At 61.0% G+C, this 19,423-nt stretch carries 21 protein-coding genes; 8 read left to right on the forward strand and 13 right to left on the reverse strand.

What is annotated here, in order from left to right:
- Positions 1-56: 56 nt before the first annotated feature.
- From C7T36_RS09675 to hsaA, 6 genes are all read right to left on the reverse strand, one after another.
- Positions 57-1,061, reverse strand: a complete 1,005-nt coding sequence (locus C7T36_RS09675; protein ID WP_045064953.1) for a TIGR03617 family F420-dependent LLM class oxidoreductase — start codon at positions 1,059-1,061, stop codon at positions 57-59.
- Positions 1,062-1,071: 10 nt separating this feature from the next.
- On the reverse strand, positions 1,072-1,944 hold the full coding sequence (locus tag C7T36_RS09680; protein ID WP_045064955.1) for an SMP-30/gluconolactonase/LRE family protein: 873 nt from the start codon (positions 1,942-1,944) through the stop codon (positions 1,072-1,074).
- Between the two features lie 99 nt (positions 1,945-2,043).
- On the reverse strand, positions 2,044-2,502 hold the full coding sequence (locus C7T36_RS09685; RefSeq protein ID WP_045064958.1) for an SRPBCC domain-containing protein: 459 nt from the start codon (positions 2,500-2,502) through the stop codon (positions 2,044-2,046).
- Positions 2,495-2,845 (reverse strand): helix-turn-helix transcriptional regulator, encoded by a 351-nt coding sequence (locus C7T36_RS09690; RefSeq protein WP_045064961.1) that lies wholly within the window; start codon positions 2,843-2,845, stop codon positions 2,495-2,497. The genes C7T36_RS09685 and C7T36_RS09690 overlap by 8 nt, the downstream gene beginning before the upstream one ends.
- Positions 2,846-2,901: 56 nt before the next feature.
- Positions 2,902-4,197, reverse strand: a complete 1,296-nt coding sequence (locus tag C7T36_RS09695) for a glutamine synthetase family protein (protein ID WP_045064963.1) — start codon at positions 4,195-4,197, stop codon at positions 2,902-2,904.
- Positions 4,198-4,242: 45 nt separating this feature from the next.
- Positions 4,243-5,409 (reverse strand): 3-hydroxy-9,10-secoandrosta-1,3,5(10)-triene-9,17-dione monooxygenase oxygenase subunit, encoded by a 1,167-nt coding sequence (gene hsaA / locus C7T36_RS09700; RefSeq protein ID WP_045064965.1) that lies wholly within the window; start codon positions 5,407-5,409, stop codon positions 4,243-4,245.
- A 237-nt stretch (positions 5,410-5,646) separates the two neighbouring features.
- On the opposite strand from hsaA, the gene C7T36_RS09705 reads away from it, so the two are divergent.
- From C7T36_RS09705 to C7T36_RS09720, 4 genes are read left to right on the forward strand one after another with little or no spacing between them, the layout of a single operon-like run.
- Complete coding sequence (locus C7T36_RS09705) at positions 5,647-6,810, forward strand: Rieske 2Fe-2S domain-containing protein (protein WP_033233219.1); 1,164 nt, start codon at positions 5,647-5,649, stop codon at positions 6,808-6,810.
- The gene (locus tag C7T36_RS09710) at positions 6,788-7,084 is read left to right on the forward strand and encodes a hypothetical protein (RefSeq protein WP_033233220.1); all 297 of its coding nucleotides are present in this window, start codon (positions 6,788-6,790) and stop codon (positions 7,082-7,084) included. The genes C7T36_RS09705 and C7T36_RS09710 overlap by 23 nt, the downstream gene beginning before the upstream one ends.
- A gap of 30 nt (positions 7,085-7,114) precedes the next feature.
- Positions 7,115-7,903 (forward strand): SDR family oxidoreductase, encoded by a 789-nt coding sequence (locus C7T36_RS09715; protein WP_045064968.1) that lies wholly within the window; start codon positions 7,115-7,117, stop codon positions 7,901-7,903.
- A gap of 51 nt (positions 7,904-7,954) precedes the next feature.
- A complete protein-coding gene (locus C7T36_RS09720; RefSeq protein WP_020909165.1) occupies positions 7,955-8,413 on the forward strand; it encodes a nuclear transport factor 2 family protein in 459 nt (152 codons plus the stop codon).
- Position 8,414: 1 nt separating this feature from the next.
- Here C7T36_RS09720 and C7T36_RS09725 read toward each other — a convergent pair whose 3' ends face one another.
- The 5 genes from C7T36_RS09725 to C7T36_RS09745 all read right to left on the reverse strand — a co-directional run bounded on the left by C7T36_RS09725 (position 8,415) and on the right by C7T36_RS09745 (position 13,943).
- On the reverse strand, positions 8,415-9,209 hold the full coding sequence (locus C7T36_RS09725) for an SDR family NAD(P)-dependent oxidoreductase (RefSeq protein ID WP_045064972.1): 795 nt from the start codon (positions 9,207-9,209) through the stop codon (positions 8,415-8,417).
- Positions 9,210-9,378: 169 nt separating this feature from the next.
- Positions 9,379-10,323 carry a TauD/TfdA family dioxygenase gene (locus tag C7T36_RS09730; RefSeq protein WP_045064974.1) on the reverse strand — a complete coding sequence of 315 codons (945 nt, stop codon included), beginning with the start codon at positions 10,321-10,323 and terminating at the stop codon, positions 9,379-9,381.
- 89 nt (positions 10,324-10,412) lie between these two features.
- A complete protein-coding gene (locus C7T36_RS09735; protein ID WP_045064976.1) occupies positions 10,413-11,933 on the reverse strand; it encodes an AMP-binding protein in 1,521 nt (506 codons plus the stop codon).
- A gap of 34 nt (positions 11,934-11,967) precedes the next feature.
- Positions 11,968-13,089 (reverse strand): DUF5938 domain-containing protein, encoded by a 1,122-nt coding sequence (locus C7T36_RS09740; RefSeq protein ID WP_045064978.1) that lies wholly within the window; start codon positions 13,087-13,089, stop codon positions 11,968-11,970.
- Positions 13,090-13,139: 50 nt separating this feature from the next.
- Positions 13,140-13,943 carry an SDR family NAD(P)-dependent oxidoreductase gene (locus tag C7T36_RS09745; RefSeq protein ID WP_045064980.1) on the reverse strand — a complete coding sequence of 268 codons (804 nt, stop codon included), beginning with the start codon at positions 13,941-13,943 and terminating at the stop codon, positions 13,140-13,142.
- A gap of 189 nt (positions 13,944-14,132) precedes the next feature.
- Here C7T36_RS09745 and C7T36_RS09750 point away from each other — a divergent pair, with 189 nt between their 5' ends.
- Positions 14,133-14,840: a TetR/AcrR family transcriptional regulator gene (locus C7T36_RS09750; RefSeq protein ID WP_084702466.1), complete on the forward strand. Its 708-nt coding sequence runs from the start codon at positions 14,133-14,135 to the stop codon at positions 14,838-14,840.
- On the opposite strand, the gene C7T36_RS09755 is transcribed toward C7T36_RS09750, so the two are convergent.
- Positions 14,837-15,460, reverse strand: a complete 624-nt coding sequence (locus C7T36_RS09755) for a TetR/AcrR family transcriptional regulator (RefSeq protein WP_230590074.1) — start codon at positions 15,458-15,460, stop codon at positions 14,837-14,839. The two genes, C7T36_RS09750 and C7T36_RS09755, sit on opposite strands and share 4 nt — an antisense overlap.
- A 72-nt stretch (positions 15,461-15,532) precedes the next feature.
- On the opposite strand from C7T36_RS09755, the gene C7T36_RS09760 reads away from it, so the two are divergent.
- The 3 genes from C7T36_RS09760 (at position 15,533) to C7T36_RS09770 (ending at position 18,403) form a co-directional block, all read left to right on the forward strand.
- Positions 15,533-16,294, forward strand: coding sequence for an enoyl-CoA hydratase-related protein (locus C7T36_RS09760; protein ID WP_045064983.1), 762 nt, complete (start codon positions 15,533-15,535; stop codon positions 16,292-16,294).
- Between the two features lie 243 nt (positions 16,295-16,537).
- The gene (locus C7T36_RS09765) at positions 16,538-17,053 is read left to right on the forward strand and encodes an OsmC family protein (RefSeq protein ID WP_045064985.1); all 516 of its coding nucleotides are present in this window, start codon (positions 16,538-16,540) and stop codon (positions 17,051-17,053) included.
- Positions 17,054-17,089: 36 nt separating this feature from the next.
- Positions 17,090-18,403, forward strand: a complete 1,314-nt coding sequence (locus C7T36_RS09770) for a bifunctional o-acetylhomoserine/o-acetylserine sulfhydrylase (protein ID WP_045064988.1) — start codon at positions 17,090-17,092, stop codon at positions 18,401-18,403.
- Positions 18,404-18,467: 64 nt separating this feature from the next.
- Here the strand turns inward: C7T36_RS09770 and bphC are convergent, their stop codons facing one another.
- Entirely contained in the window at positions 18,468-19,388 is a 921-nt protein-coding gene (gene bphC / locus C7T36_RS09775) for a biphenyl-2,3-diol 1,2-dioxygenase (RefSeq protein WP_045064991.1), read from the reverse strand.
- Positions 19,389-19,423: the final 35 nt, after the last annotated feature.

The following is a 19,423-nucleotide window of genomic DNA, read 5'->3' on the forward strand; positions in this document are numbered from 1 at the left end:
CCTGCCGACACCGTCGGCGCATCACCCGCAAGAGATGAGATCACTCCGCAGCAGCATTACTCCGCGGCTCGAAGCTCCGCGCACATCCTTCGGAAACCTTCATCGTCGGCCGGATCCGTCGGGATCGCCAAGGCAACGCCGTCACAGATGCTTCCGTACTTCGTAGTCAGCACTTCCGGCAACTCTGAATACGTGCATTGTGTGATCAACCCGTCAAGAACGTCGTCGGTAAGTACGCCGGCCAGATCGGCCCAGTCACCAGAGCGCGCCATCGACGTCAACTTCTCACCGACCTCAGGGAATCCCAGTACATCCAACGCAATTCGGTAGGCCGGTGTGGAGTACAGGAACGCAAGCTCTTTGCGTACCGGCTCACGGGCCGCAGCTACTGCGGCGCCATCACGCCCGGTGATCACCTTCGGAACTGCGACAATCCGAGGTTTCCGACCACCGGCCTCGAGCGCCGGAATTATCTTCTCCCCGAGCACTTTCGGATGTGAACTTGTCGGATGTGCAACAAAACCGTCGGCAACCTCGCCTGCCAGGGCGCACATCCGCGCGTTCACCCCGCCCGTCCAGATCTCGGGTGCGGGGACGTCGATCGGCCCCGGATTGAAATACGGCTGCAACCGATTGAATGTGTAGTGTGTGCCCTCGTAGTCGAGAGCACTACCGGATCGGAAAGCCTCGAATATCGCCCGAACAGCGCCGACGTAATCGCGCAGTTGCGCAACAGGGTCCGTCCACGGCATCGAATACCGTCCGACGATGTTTCCGCGCACCTGAGTTGCCAAACCCAACTGGAATCGGCCGCCGGAGAAGTCCGCCAGATCCCAGGCCGCCAATGCCGTCAGCATCGGACTACGCGCAAACGCCACCACCATGGACGTCCGCACGGTGAGCCTGGAACTGTGCTCAATGGCCAGAGCCGCAACGGCAAAAGGATCTCGAACGGTCTCCGAAATGTGCACGGTGTCGAAACCGAGTTCCTCGATGCGGCGCACCCGTTCCGCAACGTGCCGGAGCGGGGTATCGGCAGGCAGCGACGTCACTAATTCCATGTGAATCCAACTACTCCAGACGTATCGACAACAACTTTCCTTCCGTTGCCACCTTACGTGCGTGCTCGTTGAAATCCGGTGCCGCACAGACAAACAGTGTTCGTCCGTCGGCTCCACCCAATCCGCAGGCAAACACCCCGGTTTCGAAGGGAATCTCGTCGATCACTCCAGATCCCGCCGCCACATGAAGTATCCGACTACCGATTGCGTCGGCTACCCACATCGAATCGTCCGCATCGATGCAGCACCCGTCGGGCGCGATCACCATCTGGGAAATGGTGGACTCCATCGTCGAACCATCAGGCACGCCGCCGAACGTCGCCCAATCACGACGCTCCCCCAGGGAACCGTCGTCCGCGACGGAGAAAACACTGATGCGATTGCCCAAGGTCTCGTCCACCAGCAGTTCCCCACTGGAAGTCAGTGCCATGCCGTTGGGAAAGTGCAGATCCCGCGCCACAACATGCACGCTGCCATCCGGATCGACCCGCAGCAGATCCGCAGTCTCCACCGCCGCCAGATTCATCAGATCGAACCCGAAGCTGCCGACGTACGCACGGCCGTGAGCGTCGACGAGCATGTCGTTGACGTTGCCGCTCACATACGTCGACAGGTCCGCATGAACGACCAGTTGCCCGTCCGGTTCGCGACGAAGGACCTTCTGATCGCGCATCGACACCACAAGCAACCTGCCGTCCGGCAACCAGCCGAGACCCGACGGCTGCCCGGGAACTTCGGCCTCGACGCGAACATCCGTTCCGTCTTCGCGAGCCGAAACCACCTGGTGGCTATAGAAATCCGATACCCAGATGCGGTCGTCGTGCCAACGTGGGCATTCGAAATAGGTGTAGCCGTCGAGTACGACGGTCGTCTCACGCGCCATGGCCTTGGACTCCCCTTAAATCGGTGAAGTGCGGTATCGGTGAAGTGCGAGCTTTCCGCCATTCAATCACCGGCACCCGGACACAGGGCCCGATTGCGACTATTCAGTCATCAACTCCTCGAAGATGTCGAAGGCCTCGTTCCAACCGTCGTACACATTCCCATCGCCCTTGAATCCGGGGATACCAACCAGGTGGAACGTCATTTCCGTCTTGTCCCCTTGCTCCACCAACGTGACAGTGATGCGGGGTGCACTCTCGACCGACTCCTCCGGGTTACCCCAGGTGAAGACCAGCCGCTTCGGCTCTTCGACTTCGAGATACGTTCCGCCTGTCGGGTATTCGGCGCCGTCCTCGTCGTTGATCATCAAATAGCTGTATGTCCCACCAACGCGCGGGTCGATGGCGACGTGCTCGCGGGGGCTCCTCACACCACGCGGGTGCCACCAGCGCGCCGCCTCGTCCGGGTCGGTCCACGCGCGCCAGAGAAGTTCACGTGGTGCGTCGAAGATTCGGATGATGGTGAATTCTGCGGTCTGATCGACATTGTGCTCACTCATTGCCCTTCTCCTTCTTCAATTCGGGATTCTTCAGTTCACGGAGTCGCTCGTCGAGAAGATCGAAACGCTCGTTCCAACCGCGACGGTGTTCCTCGACCCAGACGGCTGCATCGTTGAGACCTTCGGCTCGCAGCGTGCAGGTGCGCCATTGCGCAGAGGCCGTCCGTTCGATCAATCCGGCCTTTTCGAGCACCTTCAGATGCTGCGATATCGCCGGCCGACTCATCTCGAACGGCTCGGCCAATTCCCCCACGGTCATGGAACCGCTGGTCAAGCGCGTCAGCATCGCACGCCGAGTGGGATCTGCCAACGCCCCGAATACCGCGTCGAGCTCATTGCTCATTTAAGCAACTCCTTAATTAAGGAACAACTTAAATTTAGAACGCCCATCGGTCCCCGTCAAGCACTCCAGGCGTATCGCAATCGCTCGACGAGCACCGACTCGTCCAACTCCGAGCACCGTGACCTTTCGAGTGCTTTCACGGCGACCATTGCATCGATGATCGCGTCTCCGAGGACACTCTTCGCAACTTCCGACAAACGCAGTCGTTGCAGCATCTCGCCCATCTCGGTCGGCATGCGCGTAATCGAAAGTACCGCCCGCTGTGCATCAGCCAGACCTGACGGATTGACGCTCACTTCCGGCGGCAGCGTCAGCGCACCGGCAATACCCGCATGCATGGCGCCGAGAATGACGGCAGTAGCAAGATACGGATTCGCGGAGGCATCCACCACTTTCACTTCGACGTTGGCGCCGTGAGGATTTCCGATGGATTCGGCGCAGAATCGGACTGCGGCCTCGCGGTTTTCATGACCCCAACAGATGAAGGCACCTGACCAGGTGTCGGGCTGCAACCTCAGTCCCGAAAGCGGCGACGACGCCAACACCGCGCCCAGGTCTGCGAGGTTAGCAAGTAGGCCACCCACCGCACCGGCACCGTCTTCGGTCATCCCGTAATCCTGTTTTCCAGCGGAGAAGATCGGCTTGCCGGATCGAGTCAACGAAATATGCTGATGTGCACCGTTTCCCGAGCCACCCACGATGGGCATCGGCGAGAACGATGCAGCCATTCCGTGCGATCGGGCGGTGCGGCAGATCAGAATTCGGGCTGTGATCACGCTGTCCGCCGCTTCGAGCGGTGACGCCGGCGCCAGCGAGATCTCGAACTGTCCGAGGCCGTACTCCGCGTGAAACTGTTCGATATTCAGTTGGGCGCGTTCGGCATTCACCAACAGATCCCTGACAAAGCTCTCCTGCGCAAGTGCAGCTCCGAGTCCGTAGGCGGACCATTGTTCGGCCACAACCCCGCCGAAGAGTGTGAACTCGATTTCGTGACCCACCCGAGCTTCGAGATTGTCGTGCGCAAGCGTCTGGACTGTGCGGCGTAGTGCCGTTCGACTGCACACAGCCGATATCGATCCGTCCAACTCGTGCAGGGTCGCAGGCGCCCAGGACACATCGTCCCCCACGGCACGCAGGTCTGATTCCGCGATCCTCAACCGAAGATCACCCACCGCGGAAAGCTCCTCGGTGAAGGCGAGGGCGTCGTCGGCGCAGAACACACTCCAGCTCGGCGACGCCCCCATCCCGCTGGTGACAAAAACGTCAACCCTGTTCGCGGGCACCATTTTCGCCCGCGAAACACCAGCCAGATCGACAATCGACCCGATGATCAGTTCGGAGGTGTACCTCACAGGGCGGAGGTTACCCCGCAACCTCACATTGTGAACCCGGGACAGTCAGATCAGATTGTCTTCGACCGGCAAACCGAATGCTGCCCGTCCGTACAGCGCCAGCGCCCGCTCCGGTTCGTTTGCCACATGCACGCTGCCCGCGTGAACGTCGCGCCACGCCCGCTCGATCGGGTTGCCGCGCGACAGCGAGTTTCCGCCGGCCGTCTTGAACAGCATGTCGATCGCTTCCACCGAACGCTCCGTAGCGCGAACCTGGTCACGCCGAGCACGCAGCCGCATCGAGAGAGGCAGCTCCTTACCGGCCGCGGCGAGTTCGTACATCTCGCGGACGTTGCGATCCATCTGCAGAATCGCCGCATCGATCTCCGACGACGCCCGCGCCACGGCCACCTGAGCGAATTGGTCCTCGCTGAACCGTCCACCGCCCAGGCTGAGCCGAACACGCTCGCGCATGACTTCGAGGTAACCCTCGTAGCAACCGGCGACAATTCCCACGCAAGGTGCTGCCACCGTCGACGTGAAGATAGTTCCGAAGGGCAATTTGTACAGCGGACCGGGATTGACCGCCTGGCCGGGTCCCTGCAAGTGGGCCGTCTCGTAATTGCGCTTCAACCGGTGCTCGGGGACAAAGGCCTTCTTCACAACTATTTCGTTGCTCGCCGTCCCGCGCATGCCCACCACGTCCCAGACGTCACGGATCTCGTAATCCGTGCGCGGTACCAACACAGTCATGAAGTCGACCGGACGCCCGTCCATGCCCACGACCATCGCTCCAAGCAAAGCCCAGGTTGCGTGCTCACACCCGGAGGAAAATCCCCAGTTGCCGGACAGCTCGTATCCGCCTTCCACCGCCGTCAGACGACCGACCGGCGCATAGGCGGACGAGATGAGCGTCGACTGGTCATCGCCCCAGACATCTGCCTGGGCACGGTCGTCGAAGAGGGCCAGATGCCACGGATGTACGCCGACGACGGAGGCGACCCACCCGGTCGACCCGCAGGCTGCAGAAATCGCACGAACCACTTCGTAGAACTGGACGGGATCACTCTCGGCGCCGCCGTAGCGCTTGGGCTGCAGCATCGCGAAGACACCCGCATCGCCAAGCTCACGAATGGTTCGATCCGGTATCTTCCTGGAGTCGTCCACCTTCTGAGCTCGCTCGGCAATCTTGGGAAGCAGATCGCGAACGGCGCTCAGAACCTTGTTGACCATGGGAAGACACTCCTTGCACCGATCAACGGAAACTGGATCGGCAAATAGACATAGCGGATGCCCCGTCACGATATCTTCTTCCGTGATTCCGCTGACCGGAAGTCCCGGAGGCCGGGACTGATGCCGTCTTCGACTCGGTCACACACTGGTCCCGCCTAGTGAGACGACGGCCAGAGCGCCCATCACGGCTCACCTAGCGTCAGTCTGACATTGACCCTGGAAAGGACGGGACTCATCGTGACGATCAATCAGTCCGACAACGACGAGGTTCGCGAGATCCAAGCTGGAACCGCACCTACTCGCTTTGCACGTGGATGGCACTGCATTGGACTCACGGAGTCCTTCAAGGACGGCGAACCGCACTCCATCGAGGCGTTCGGCACCAAGCTCGTCGTCTTCGCCGACAGTGAAGGCAACGTCAAGATCCTCGACGCGTACTGCCGTCACATGGGTGGCGACCTGAGCCAGGGCACCATCAAGGGCGACGCCATAGCCTGTCCGTTCCACGATTGGCGCTGGGGCGGCAACGGCAAGTGCCAGAAGATTCCGTACGCACGCCGCGTTCCCCCGCTCGCCAAGACCCGCGCGTGGCAGACCCTCGACCAGGACGGCATGCTCTTCGTCTGGCACGACCCCGAGGGCAACCCGCCGACGGACGACGTAGCCATCCCCCGCATCGAAGGCGCGCTCAGCGACGAGTGGAGCGACTGGGTCTGGTACACCACGACCGTCGACACCAACTGCCGCGAAATCGTCGACAACATCGTCGACATGGCGCACTTCTTCTACGTGCACTACTCCTTCCCGACGTACTTCAAGAACGTCTTCGAAGGCCACGCCGCAACGCAGTACATGCGCGGCGTCGCTCGCTCGGACATGCGTCCGCACGCAGCAGGCACCCCGAAGATGGTCGGCAGCAACTCCGTCGCCACGTACTTCGGCCCCTCCTTCATGGTCGACGACCTGACCTACGAGTACGAGGACTACAACGTCGACTCCGTACTCATCAACTGCCACTACCCGGTCAGCGCAGACAAGTTCGTGCTCCAGTACGGCATCATCGTCAAGAAGTCGGATCGTTTCCAGGGTGAAGCCGCCGACGCGATGGCAGCGAACTTCGGCACGTTCATCGCCAAGGGCTTCGAGCAGGACGTCGAGATCTGGAAGAACAAGACTCGCATCGAGAACCCACTCCTGTGCGAAGAGGACGGCCCGGTCTACCAGCTCCGTCGCTGGTACGAGCAGTTCTACGTCGACGTCGCGGACATCGCTCCCGAGATGACCGAACGCTTCGAATTCGAACTCGACACCGCGCGCCCCGTCGCCGCCTGGCAGAAGGAAGTCGAAGACAACCTCGCTGCGAAGAAGGCAGACGAAGATGCAGCCTCTTCAGTGCGCTGAGTGCAAGGCGCAGGTCCTGGTCCAGAAGAACAGTTGGGAACACACCACCGTTCAGTGGAGTGACCAGGCCCGCGCCAAGTGCCTCGAGATCGCCGACGAACGTGAATTCGGGCAACGTGAGGGACGCCCAGGCGCTCCTCGCAAGGAGTGCGGCGCCTTGATCGCGTCCATCGTGAACGCTGCAACGGCAGGCGAGCTCGAGATCCTCAACGACGAGCCGGTGCCCAAGCCGATCGTCGACGACAGCGAACCCGTTCCCGCTCCGTTTCATTAGTCAAGCCAACATCTTTCGAAGAAGGTAGTAATGATCGATCCTCAGTACTACGGCCCGTGGGCAGTCATCGCCGGCGGTTCCGAAGGTGTCGGCGCGGGGTTCGCCGACGAGCTCAGCAAGCTCGGTATCAACCTCGTGCTCATCGCCCGCAAGCCGGGCCCGCTCGAGGAGACCGCGGCCAAGGCACGTGCCAACGGCGTCGAAGTACGCACTCTTGCACTGGATCTGCTGGTTCCCGACGCGCTCGATCAGATCAAGGCTGTCACCGACGACGTCGAGGTTGGCCTGCTCATCTTCAACGCCGGCGCCAACAGTTACGGCCACGAGTTCGTCACCGGTGATCTGACGGGATTTGCCGGAGTCATCGAGCTGAACATCAATAAGCAGCTCGAACTCTCGCACCACTTCGGCGGATTGATGAAGGATCGCGGACGCGGCGGCATCATGCTGCTCGGTTCGCTGGCCGGATTCATGGGTTCCGAGCACCAGAGCATCTACGCAGCGTCCAAGGCATTCGGACGCATCTTTGCCGAGAGCCTGTGGCTCGAACTCCAGCCGTACGGCGTTCACGTCGTCGAGTTCATTCTCGGGGTGACGCGCACACCGGCTATGATTCGCGCCGGTCTCAACTTCGACATCCCCGGCATGAACGTCGCCGAGCCCGAAGATGTTGCACGCGAAGGCCTCGAGCACCTTGCCGACGGCCCGATCTGGGTTGCCGCAGGAAACTACGAGGGCGCTCAGAAGCGCAGCGGCTTCCCCCGTGACAAGATGGTCAAGGGCGCTGCCGAAGCGATGCGCAAGCTGCTCAACCGCTGAGATCTGCTGTGCGCCTTTATTAACCCCTCTACGTTAAGAAAGGCGCACAGCATGAGCGTCGACATCACCACTCTTCTTGCCGAACGCGAGATCACCCGCTCCATCTTCGAGTTCGCCCGAGCCATGGACGCTCGCGATTGGGACGAACTCCACCGGATCATGACGCCGGACGCTACTGCAGAACTGGGTACCGGAACGCTGCGCGGACCCGCCGAGGTCGTGGCTTCCATCCGCTCGTTCCTCGACGAGTGCGGTCCCACCCAACATCTGATCGGCAACGTGCTGGTCGAGGTGGTCGGCGATCTCGCCACCAGCCGCTCCTATGTCAGCGACATGCATGTTGGCACCGGGAGCAAAGCTCACCTGAACTTCTTCACCCTCGGCGACTACCACGATTCGTGGGCGCGGATCGACGGAACGTGGCGAATGACGCACCGCACCAAACATTCCCACGCCAGCCAGGGATCTATCGAGGTTCTGGGCACCGGCCCCAGCGGTTGGCGGAGCTGACTCAGCTCAACATCGACGAACGGCCGGTCGCGAGCGGGCTCTTGCTGGTGAGTCCCCCGTCGACCACCAAGGTCTGCCCGCTCATGTAGCGAGATTCGTCCGAGGCCAGGTAGACCATGGCGTGCGCGATGTCTTCAGGTTCGCCGAGGTAGGGAAGCGCGTTTGCCTGCTTCATTCCTTCGATGACGTCAGCCGGGATGTTGTCCACGAGTGCGGGTGTCATAATCGCACCCGGTGCCACGGCGTTGCACCGAATGTTCTCCGGCCCGTACTGAACAGCGATGTACTGAGTCAGCCGGATCACCGCAGCCTTGGCCGCGCCGTAGGCCGACTGCAAAGAGTCACCGATCAATCCGCCAACCGACGCGGTGTTCACGATCGACCCACCGCCGGCCTTGATCATGTGCGGAATCGCCAGCCGCGACGCGACAACGGTGCTGCGAGCGTTGAGCGCCATGACACGATCCCACTCGTCCAAGTCCATCCGAAGCAGATCAAGATCCTTGCGTGGATTGCTTCCACCGACGTGATTACACAGCACGTCGATGCCACCGAATTCGGCTACTGCTCGGTCGATCATCGCAGCGACGGCATCTTCGTCCATCACATTGACGCCGAAACCTACTGCAATACCGCCTGATTCACGAATCGAAGCAGCAGCCTCCTCCGCGTGAGACGCATCAAGATCGGCAACCAGAACCTTCGCACCTTCTGCAGCCATCAACCCTGCCGCAGCGCGCCCGATCCCGCTGGCCGCCCCCGTGATCACAACATTCTTACCTTCGAGCCTGTTCATCTTCGTTCCTTTCGGGGTATCACCGAGCTCCGGATCTCCCGTAGGGCGGGAAATACCCAATTGATCCCAGTGAACGCCTGACGAACGGCTCAGTCCAACTTTCTTGAATGAACTCACAAGTACGTGACGAGTGACCTTGCCCCTGCTACACCCGAAATTCGGCGGGCGGCTACACGATCCCAACCGGCCGGTCGCCGACGATGGAGATCCGATCCATCACGCGCCGCGCGGGAAAATAATCACTCGACGCATAATGCTGACACGTCCGATTATCCCAGAAGGCAACGGTATTCGGCTCCCACTTCAACCGGACCTGGAACTCCGGACGGTTGACGTGCCGGTACAGCAGGGTGAGAAGTTCGTTCGACTCTTCTTGCGAAACGCCGACGATCCGCTGCGTGAAAGTCATGTTCACGAACAGGACCCGTCGGCCGCTCTCGGGAATAACGCGCACAACCGGATGGCGAACCGGCGGAAATTTGGGGCGCAGCATGTCTACCGCTTCGGCCGGCATCGACTTTCCGAACGCGTTGATCCAATCATGCTCGGCTTCAAGGTGTTCGATGCGTTCCTTGATGTCCTGCGGCAAGAGGTCGTACGCCGCAGCAGTGTCAGCCCACAACGTGTCGCCTCCAACTTCCGGCACTTCGACGGCCCGAAGAACTGCCGCAAAGGACGGATGCTCGTGCCACGTCACATCGTTGTGCCAGTTGTTCTCGACGCCCCCAACCATTGCGTCCTTGGCCAGCGTCGTGACGTCGATGTCGGTCTGACCAGGCTGGGTGTATTTGAAGAACGGATGCTGCTCCAGTGAACCCCATCGTTCCGCGAAGGCACGATGCTCCGCGCGGTCGATGTCCTGGTCCCGAAAGAACAGCACCTTCCACTCGAGCAAGGCGCGGCGTAGTTCGGCCATGACCTCGTCGGACAGGTCGCCACCCAGCCGCAGCCCCGAGATTTCCGCACCGATGGTGGGTGTGTGCGGCTTGACCGCAAAATGGATATACGGCTCTGGTGCAACCGTTTCCGGATTCCGTTTTGCCACTAGCGGGCCATACGCAGCCAATGGGTCCGTCGGAATCGGAAAGATCATGGTGGGAAACAGGACGGCCATCTTCAGACTCCCTCGAGTACAGCGACAGTGAACCAGATCACTTCAACTTTAAGGAGACGCCCTTAACCTGTCAATGACTCATCCCGGACTTATCCCTGCAACACCCCCTTGATCTCGTTCTTGAGCACCTTCCCCACTTTCGACCGCGGCAGATCTTCCCAGACGACAACCTCTTTCGGTGTCTTCACGCTTCCGATGCGAGCCTTCACAAAGGCCATGACTTCGGCTCCGTCGATGACAGCTCCCTGATGCGGCTGCACTACAGCCACAACGCGCTCGCCCCACTTGTCGTCAGGGAGGCCGATCACCCCACAGTCCTGAATTCCCGGATAGGCCATGAGGGCCTGCTCGACCTCCACCGAATAGACGTTGAATCCCCCGGTGATGATCATGTCCTTCGCCCGGTCGACGATGAACAGGAAGTTGTCCTCGTCCAGATATCCGATATCACCAGTGTGATGCCATCCGTGTGCCGATGCCTCCGCACTGGCTTCGGGGTTCTTGAAGTACCCCGCCATCACCAGCGAACTGCGAATCACGACCTCACCGCGTTCCCCACGCCCGAGCAGTTGCCCCTTGTCGTTCATGATTGCGACGGTGACCAAAGGCGACGGGCGTCCGGCGGAGGACAGCCGCTCGGTTGCAATGGCACCGTCCGGGCCGAAATGGTCCTTCGGTGCCATCGTGGAAATCATCATCGGCGCTTCGCTCTGGCCGAACAGTTGCGCCATGACCGGCCCGATCTTGGTGATCGCCTCCCCCAGCCTGGTCGGCGAGATAGGCGCTGCGCCGTACCAGAAGCATTGCAGCGAGCCAAGATCCGTATCCGCCAGATCAGGATGCTCGAGCAGCATATAGATCAGCGTCGGCGGCAGGAACGTGTGCGTGACCCGATGCCTCTGTACGTTCTCCAAGAACGCACCGAGATCGGGTTTCGGCATGATGACAACCTCCCCGCCCAACGCCATAATCGGAAAGCAGAGAACCCCGGCCGCGTGTGTCAACGGCGCCAACGCGAGATACACGGGACGACCCTCGAACGGGTAGCTCATCAACGTGATCGCTGTCATCGTCTCGATATTGTGGCCGGTCAGCATCACACCCTTGGGGCGCCCGGTGGTGCCGCCGGTTCCGACGAGCATGGTCACGTCGTCGGGCGGCGACGCCTCCGAATCTTGCTCCCCGAGCCACTTTTCGAGGGACGGCGCCCAGTCGGTCTCACCGTCGATGCAGACCAGCGTCGCCAATTTCGGCAGCGCCTGCCGGATCGAATCGACAAGAGGCGCATACGACTTCTGAAAGAACAGCGCCCGAGTATCGAACAGATCCAACAGGTCACGGTTTTCCGCAGCCTCATTGCGCGGATTGATCGGACACCACACCGCACCCGCCCGGCTGATACCGAAAACGCACGAAAACGAGATCGGATCATTGCCGGACAGGATGGCCACTTTGTCTCCCGGGGCAATCCCGGAGGCTGCAAGGGATGAGGCAAACCGGCGACTGAACTGTTGAACGTCACCGTAGGTGAGCGTGCGCTCCCCCATCGTCAAACATGGCGCGGTGGAACCGAGAGAGGCTCCCTTGTCGAGATAGTCGGTCAAACGCATAGCGGGAGCCTCTCAGGCAGAATCGAATGGTGGTCTAGGTGTTGACGGTGATTTCCGGCTCCAGCACCAAACCGAAACTCCTTAGCGCACCGAGCAATTCACGGTGACCGAAGGCCTGGCACGCCGACGCCAACCCGGCACGCTTGGGCGGCTGCTGCAGCAGCGAGTGAGCCGCGTACGCCTGCAGCAGGCCCGTCTGCTTGTAGTTGCAGTTGCCGTGGATGACGACGTGAGCACGTCCGAGCGGACCGGATGCGTACACCGAGTCCATCGACGTGTTGATGCGCGGGTTTTCCCGTGGCGGCATGCCTGCCTGCACCGAACCGGCGATTTCCGCCAGCGCTGCCTCCTGCTGATCGGCGGGCAACGTCTTGATCTGCTCTTCCACCATCTTCTGGGTGGCAACAACACCTTCCATCACCGACCGATCGAACACGCCACCCGCAGCCTTGACGTTGGACACGCGCGGGTCGTTCTTGAACCACACAGGATGGCAGGTTCCGCCCCACGGCAAAGCGAGAGCGGTTTCGTGCTGACCCGGAACAACAACGTCGAAGGTCGAACCGGGCGCCCACTGCACGTACTTGTTCTGCTCGAGGTAGTACCAGTTGGCTTTGAGGATCGTGAAGATGGTCTGGGTGGACGCGTACGTGGGAAAGCCCTTCCACAACACCAGAATATCGAGCGTGTCCAGGCCCGGATTCTCCAGCGCGATGTTGGCAGCGATCTCACCTGTCGTGTACATCTGCGCAATACCGGGTGAGAGCAACAAGCCTTTCTCCTGGTACTTGTCGCCGAACTTCTCTTGGACGTCGAGAACCCAGTCCTGCTCACCGGTGGTGTCCATGTAGTGGCAGCCGGCATTGAGCGCTGCCTCGACCACGGTGCCACCCAACTTGATGAACGGGCCAACCATGTTGCTGACTACCTGTGCGCCGGTGAACAACTCGGTCAATGCTTCTACCGTATGCTCCACCTCGACCACTTCGTGATCAACAGTGTCGAGGCCGGGGATCTTGTCGAGCACTTCCTGGATGCGTGCGGCATCTCGGCCGGCGGCGATGAACGGAATGTTGAACTCACGCAGGTATTCACACACGAGGCGTCCTGTGTACCCGGAAACGCCGTAGACGACGACTGGCTTCTTGTCAGACATGTTGGTTGAACCTTTCGAAGTTGGGGTCGAGCCGAAAAAGACTGTGTGGGTTACATACCCATGCCGCCGTCGACGGGCAGGCCGATACCGGTAATGAAGCGGGCAGCATCCGAGGACAGGAAGACGACCACGTCCGCCATGTCGTTCACTTCACCGAGACGTCCGAGTGGCGTAAGGCCGATGACGTCGCCAACGGCCGCCTCCGCGCTCGGCCACAAACCGAGCTTCTCCATGTCCGACGCGAGACCCAGCCCCATCTCCGTCGCGACAAGTCCCGGATAGACGCAGTTCACGCGTACTCCGTAGCCGAGTTTTCCGGACTCCGTCGCAGCAACGCGGGTAAAGCGGTCGACGGCGGACTTGGTGGCCGAGTACCCACTGATTCCGGGAAACGGAATAGTGGCCGCAACCGACGAGATGTTGATGATGGAACCGCCGCCGCCGGCAATCCCACCAGGCCGCATGCTGCGCAAACCGTGTTTGGTGCCGAGCGCGGTGCCGAGGATGTTCACCTCACACATCCGGCGGATGTCATCCGCGTCCAGGTCCACCACGAGCGAAGAGATTTCAATGCCCGCATTGTTGACGAGGATGTCGAAACCGCCCAGGGTCTCCGTCGTGGCAGCGACCGCGTCAGCCCAGTTGGCGTCGTCGGTGACGTCCAGCTTCACAAAGCCGGTCTTGGCTCCGCCCGAACCGACGGCCTCCGCGGTTGCCCGGCCCTCGTCCTCGAGAACGTCGCCGATCATCACCGACGCTCCCGCCTTTGCCAACGCCTCTGCCATTCCTGCACCGAGACCCTTGGCGCCGCCTGTGACCAGTGCTTTTCGTCCCTCGAGATCAAACACGCTCATTTTTCACTGCCTCCATGACTGAAATGAATCTCGCGATGCCACCGTTCACAGCGACGCTGCCAAGTGGTGTGAGTCACAGAGTATTCAACTTTGGACGAGTGTCAAGAGAAATCTTGACGACTGTCAAGATTTTGTTACACGATCGTCAAAGAGCAGGGACTACACTGTTTCCAGCAGCCGGTCATACTGATGGCACACATCGCACGAACAGGACGTAACGCCGTGACTTCCACCGTCGAGAATGCAAGTGGGACAAGTAAAAAGTCCTCCCCGAGCAATGCCGACAAGGTCTCACGTCGGCAGGTCGACAAGTTCTCGGATCGCCGCGACGAGCTGGCCGAAGCAGCGTTGCAAACGCTCGCCGAACTCGGATATGCGCGTACCAGCCTGCGCGAAATCGCTCAGAACTCCGAGTTTTCGCACGGCGTCCTGCACTACTACTTCAGCGACAAAGTCGACCTCATCACGCACTGCGTGCGCCACTACAAGGCGCGTTGCGTCACCCGCTACGACGGCATAGTCTCCACTGCGCAGACACCCGACGAGCTGCGAGCGGGCTTCGGGGCTATCTTGGCCGAGACCATGATCAACGAGGCGACCATGCACCGGCTCTGGTACGACCTGCGAGCACAGTCTCTGTTCGAGGATTCTTTCCGCGCGGATGTGGCCGCGATCGATGAAAGCCTCGAAAACATGATCTGGCGCATCGTCAGCCGCTACGCAGAGCTCCTCGACACCGAACCCACCATTACGCCCGCCGCTATGTACGGAGTTTTCGACGGCCTGTTCCAACAGGGTCTGCTTCGCCATTTCTCCGGCGACGCGAGCGCAGCCACGTATCTGTCCGACACCGTGCAGTCGATTCTCTTACAGGTGGTGCCCACACCACACGCCTAGCGGGCAGCGATACTATCCGTGACAAACCTTGCGCCACGATCGAATTCGGCCACCACATCGTAGCCGGCATCCTGACGCCAGAACCTGACCAGCGTGCTGTAGACGCCACCGATCATCTGCGCCAAGAACAACGGTGGATAGTCGGCTCGAACTTCACCGGTCTCGAGACCTGCCGTGACGATGCGCAACAGTTCCACGTGAAACCGCTTGTCGTGGGCGGCTCCCGCACCGGATGCGGCAAAGTCGCGTTCCAATTCCGTTGTCACCATACGCAAATAGCGTGGATGCTTCACCGCTTGCAGTGCAAAATCCTCGAAGAGCTTGACGATTCGATCCGTCGTGGACATCGGCGTACCCATGAGCTTGTCCACCATTGACGCCAGCCGATCCAGATGGTCGCTGTGCAGCGCTTCGAGAACCGCATCCTTGCCCTGAAAATAATTGAAGAAAGTAGCCCGCGAAACTTCTGCCCTTTCGGCGATATCGTCGACGGTAGTGCTTGCAAATCCTTGCGCCGAGAAGAGAACACGGGACGCGGACAACAACCGATCGTTGGTGTCGCGCTTGTTCTGCTCGCGTTTGGAAACCATGTCTTTGGAAACCACGTCTTTCGAAACCACGCGGACTCGCCTCCTCAGCCCTTGGCCTTGCAATCAGCGTACGTAAGAATATAGATGGACTACAGTCCAATTATGTCGACTGTAACCACTGAACGCCAGGGCAAGGTACTTATCGTTCGGATCGAACGCGAAGAACGTCGCAACGCCATCAACCGCGAAACCGCCGAAGGCATAGAATCCGCACTCGACCTCCTCGACGACGATCCCGAGCTGTGGGTCGGCATCATCACCGGCACAACCTCCGTCTTCTGCGCCGGCACCGACATCCGTGAGCGCGCCGACCTTCGCATGCCGCGCGGTGGCGAATACGGCGTCATCCGGCGACAGCGCAACACGCCGTTGATCGCAGCAGTCGAGGGATACGCATTGGGCGGCGGATTCGAAATCGCCCTGGCCTGCGATTTGATTGTTGCTTCTCGCACAGCACAATTCGGCCTTCCCGAGACCCGCCGCGGATTGGTCGCCACGTCGGGTGCCCTGTTCCGGGCACCACGCGCACTACCTCTCAACGTTGCCCGTGAACTCTTGATTACCGGCCGCACACTCGATCCCGAACGCGCGCTGAATTTGGGCGTCGTCAATGCGGTAACCGAACCGGGCAAGGCGCTCGACGAAGCACTGGCTATGGCGTCGGAAATCTGCGAATCCTCCCCCACCTCGGTGAGCCTGACTTTGAAGTCGGTGAATGCCCTGTACACCGAAGATGATTCGCATGGCTGGAATGTCACCGACACGGCGCGCGATCACATCCTGCAATCGCCGGACATCGCCGAGGGACTCGACGCATTTGCCAACCGCCGAGTGCCACGTTGGAACAACGTCCCGACCGCATGAGCAACCAGCATTCGGGACAGATTCCCTATAGGGCTGGTGGGAAAGGTTGCCAGCCGGTTACAGTCACTGGCGTGACGGGATTCGGCGCATACACGACACGCACGCTGCTGACGCGGCGTCGCCATGTCGATTTTGCGCACGTCTGTACCTCTGGGTGTCCGATCTTCTGATCGGACCTACTTCCGCGGTCACCGCCCGCGGAAGGTATTCGTATGCTCACCCAGATCAGGGGATCTTTCTGTCATGACCACCGCATCCGTTTCACACTTGAGTTCCGTTGTTGCCGCAAACGCTGACGCGATCGGCAAGGACGCCGGCAAGGCTCATGTCGTCTTCAAGGCGTCGGCGCAAGCTCACGATGCCGTTGCCAGCACAGTCACGCTCGGCAAATACAGCGTCGAGGTCGACGAACCGCCGGCCCTCGGCGGCGAGAACACTGCCGCCAATCCGGTCGAGTACTACCTCGCTTCACTCCTGTCCTGCCAGGTGGTGACGTATCGAGTATGGGCGGACAAGCTCGGCATCCGACTCGACGACATCTCGGCACGCGCCGAGGGCGACCTCGACGTGCGCGGCTTCTTCGGATTCGACGACGCTGTCCGCCCCGGTTTTTCCGAGGTTCGTGTGGTTGTCACACTGACCGGCCCGGAATCGCGTGAGCGCTACCTGGAGTTGCAGGAGACCGTCGACGCCCATTGCCCCGTGCTTGATCTCACCCGCAATCCTGTTCCAGTGCATACAGTCGTCGAAACCGCCTGACCCGCATCAATCACCTTCACTACGGAGTATGAATTCATGAGCGAGAACACCCCAGCCGAAATTGATCCGACCGCCAACTGGTCGTTCGAAACCAAGCAGGTCCACGCCGGGCAGGGCCCCGACAGCGCCACCAATGCTCGGGCACTGCCGATCTACCAGACCACCAGCTACGTCTTCGACAGCACCGACCACGCCGCCGCGCTGTTCGGCCTCGCCGAACCCGGCAACATCTACACCCGCATCATGAACCCGACGCAGGACGCCGTCGAACAGCGCATCGCTGCCCTCGAAGGCGGAGTTGCGGCTCTACTGGTCGCGTCCGGTCAGGCTGCGGAGACGTTCGCGATCCTCAACCTCGCCGAAGCCGGTGACCACATCGTCTCGAGCCCGCGTCTGTACGGCGGCACGTACAACCTTTTCCACTACACGCTGCCCAAGCTCGGTATCACCGTCGACTTCGTCGAAGACCCGGACAACCTCGATCACTGGCGCGAGGCAATCCGTCCGAACACCAAGGCGTTCTACGGCGAAACCATCTCCAACCCGAAGAACGACGTGTTCGACATCCCCGGCATCAGTGCGATTGCCCATGAGAACGGCATCCCGTTGATCGTGGACAACACGGTTGCAACTCCGTATCTCATTCAGCCGCTGAAACACGGCGCGGACATCGTCGTCCACTCCGCCACCAAATACCTTGGCGGACATGGCACCGCGATTGCCGGCGTCATCATCGACGGCGGAACTTTCGACTGGACCCAGGGTCGCCACACCAATTTCACCACCCCGGATCCCAGCTACCACGGCGTCACCTTTGCCGACCTCGGTGCGCCCGCTTACGCTCTCAAGGCCCGCGTTCAGCTTCTGCGCGACCTCGGTTCGGCAATCGCACCGTTCAACGCGTTCCTGATTTCGCAAGGCATCGAAACGTTGAGCCTGCGTATCGAGCGCCACGTGTCCAATGCGCAGAAGGTGGCCGAGTTCCTCGACAGCCGCGCCGAGGTTACGTCGGTGGCCTACGCCGGACTGCCGTCATCTCCGTGGCACGAGCGCGGAAAGCAGCTGGCGCCCAAGGGCACCGGCGCGATCGTGGCGTTCGAGCTGGCCGGTGGGGTCGATGCGGGTAAGAAGTTCGTCAACGCCCTGACTCTGCACAGCCACGTCGCCAACATCGGTGATGTCCGCTCGCTGGTCATCCATCCCGCGTCGACGACGCACTCGCAGCTCACTCCCGAGGAGCAGCTCGCGTCGGGCGTTACCCCGGGACTCGTCCGCCTGGCAGTCGGAATCGAAGGAATCGACGATATCCTCGCCGACCTCGAAATCGGTTTGGCTGCAGCAGCTTCCTGATCGTCGACAACAAAAGGCTCGGCCCCGACGCGAAAGTCGGGGCCGAGCCTTTTGCCGGGTGAAACTAGCTCTTGGGCGTGAAGGCCGCAAGCGGTTCGCTTGCGGACCAGTCGTGGCCCCAGTAGCTGTCCGCTGTGATTTCCTCAGCGGTGTAGAACGCTTCGTCGACCAGCATTCCCTCGCAACCGAATTCGAGGTCCCAACCACCGGGAGCGCGCACGTAGAACGACACCATCTTGTCGTTCGTGTGGCGTCCCAGAGTCGAGGAGATCGTGAAGCCGAGCTTGGCGACACGATCGAGTGCCTGACCGACAGAGTCGAGGGTCTCGGCTTCCATCATCAGGTGCACCAGACCAGGCTCGTCGACCGGCGGGGCCGGGCACAGAGCCAGGCTGTGGTGACGCTGGTTGACACCCATGAAGCGGACACGGCGAGCCGGCGGCGGCGCGTCGATACCGCCGAGGCGAATGGAGCCGCGCGGCAGGAAGCCGAGAACCTCGGTGTAGAAGGCGTGTGCTTCGTCGAAGGCCGTGACGGGGAGCACGACGTGGCCGAGTCCCTGGTCGCCGGTGACAAAGCGTCCACCGTGCGGGGTGACCAACGGGCTGTGGTCGAGAACCGGTCCGAAGAAGACCTCGACGCGGTTTCCGTTGGGATCGTTGAACGCGATGACCTGCTCGGCGTCGCGGTAGCTGGCGTCGGTCTCGGAGAGAACCTCGACCTCGACTCCGGCCTTCTCGACCGCTTCGCGAACGCGCTGGAGGGCGAACTGATCTCGCACTTCCCAGCCCACTGCGAGCGCCTTGTCCGACTCACCCGGAAGGACGATCAGTCGCGAGCGACGCTCGTCCAGACGGAGGTAGAGGCCGTCGGGTTCCGGGCCGCTGCCGACCGCGAGACCGAGTCCGTCAACCACGAGCTCGCGCCAGCGAGCCACGTCCTGCGTTTGGATCCTGAGATACCCCAGGCCCCGAATTTCAGTCATGCCTAACCGTCCTTGCTTCGAAAGTATTTGTGGGA

This window comes from Rhodococcus sp. AD45-ID (assembly GCF_003023755.1).
GTDB lineage: Bacteria > Actinomycetota > Actinomycetes > Mycobacteriales > Mycobacteriaceae > Rhodococcus_F > Rhodococcus_F globerula.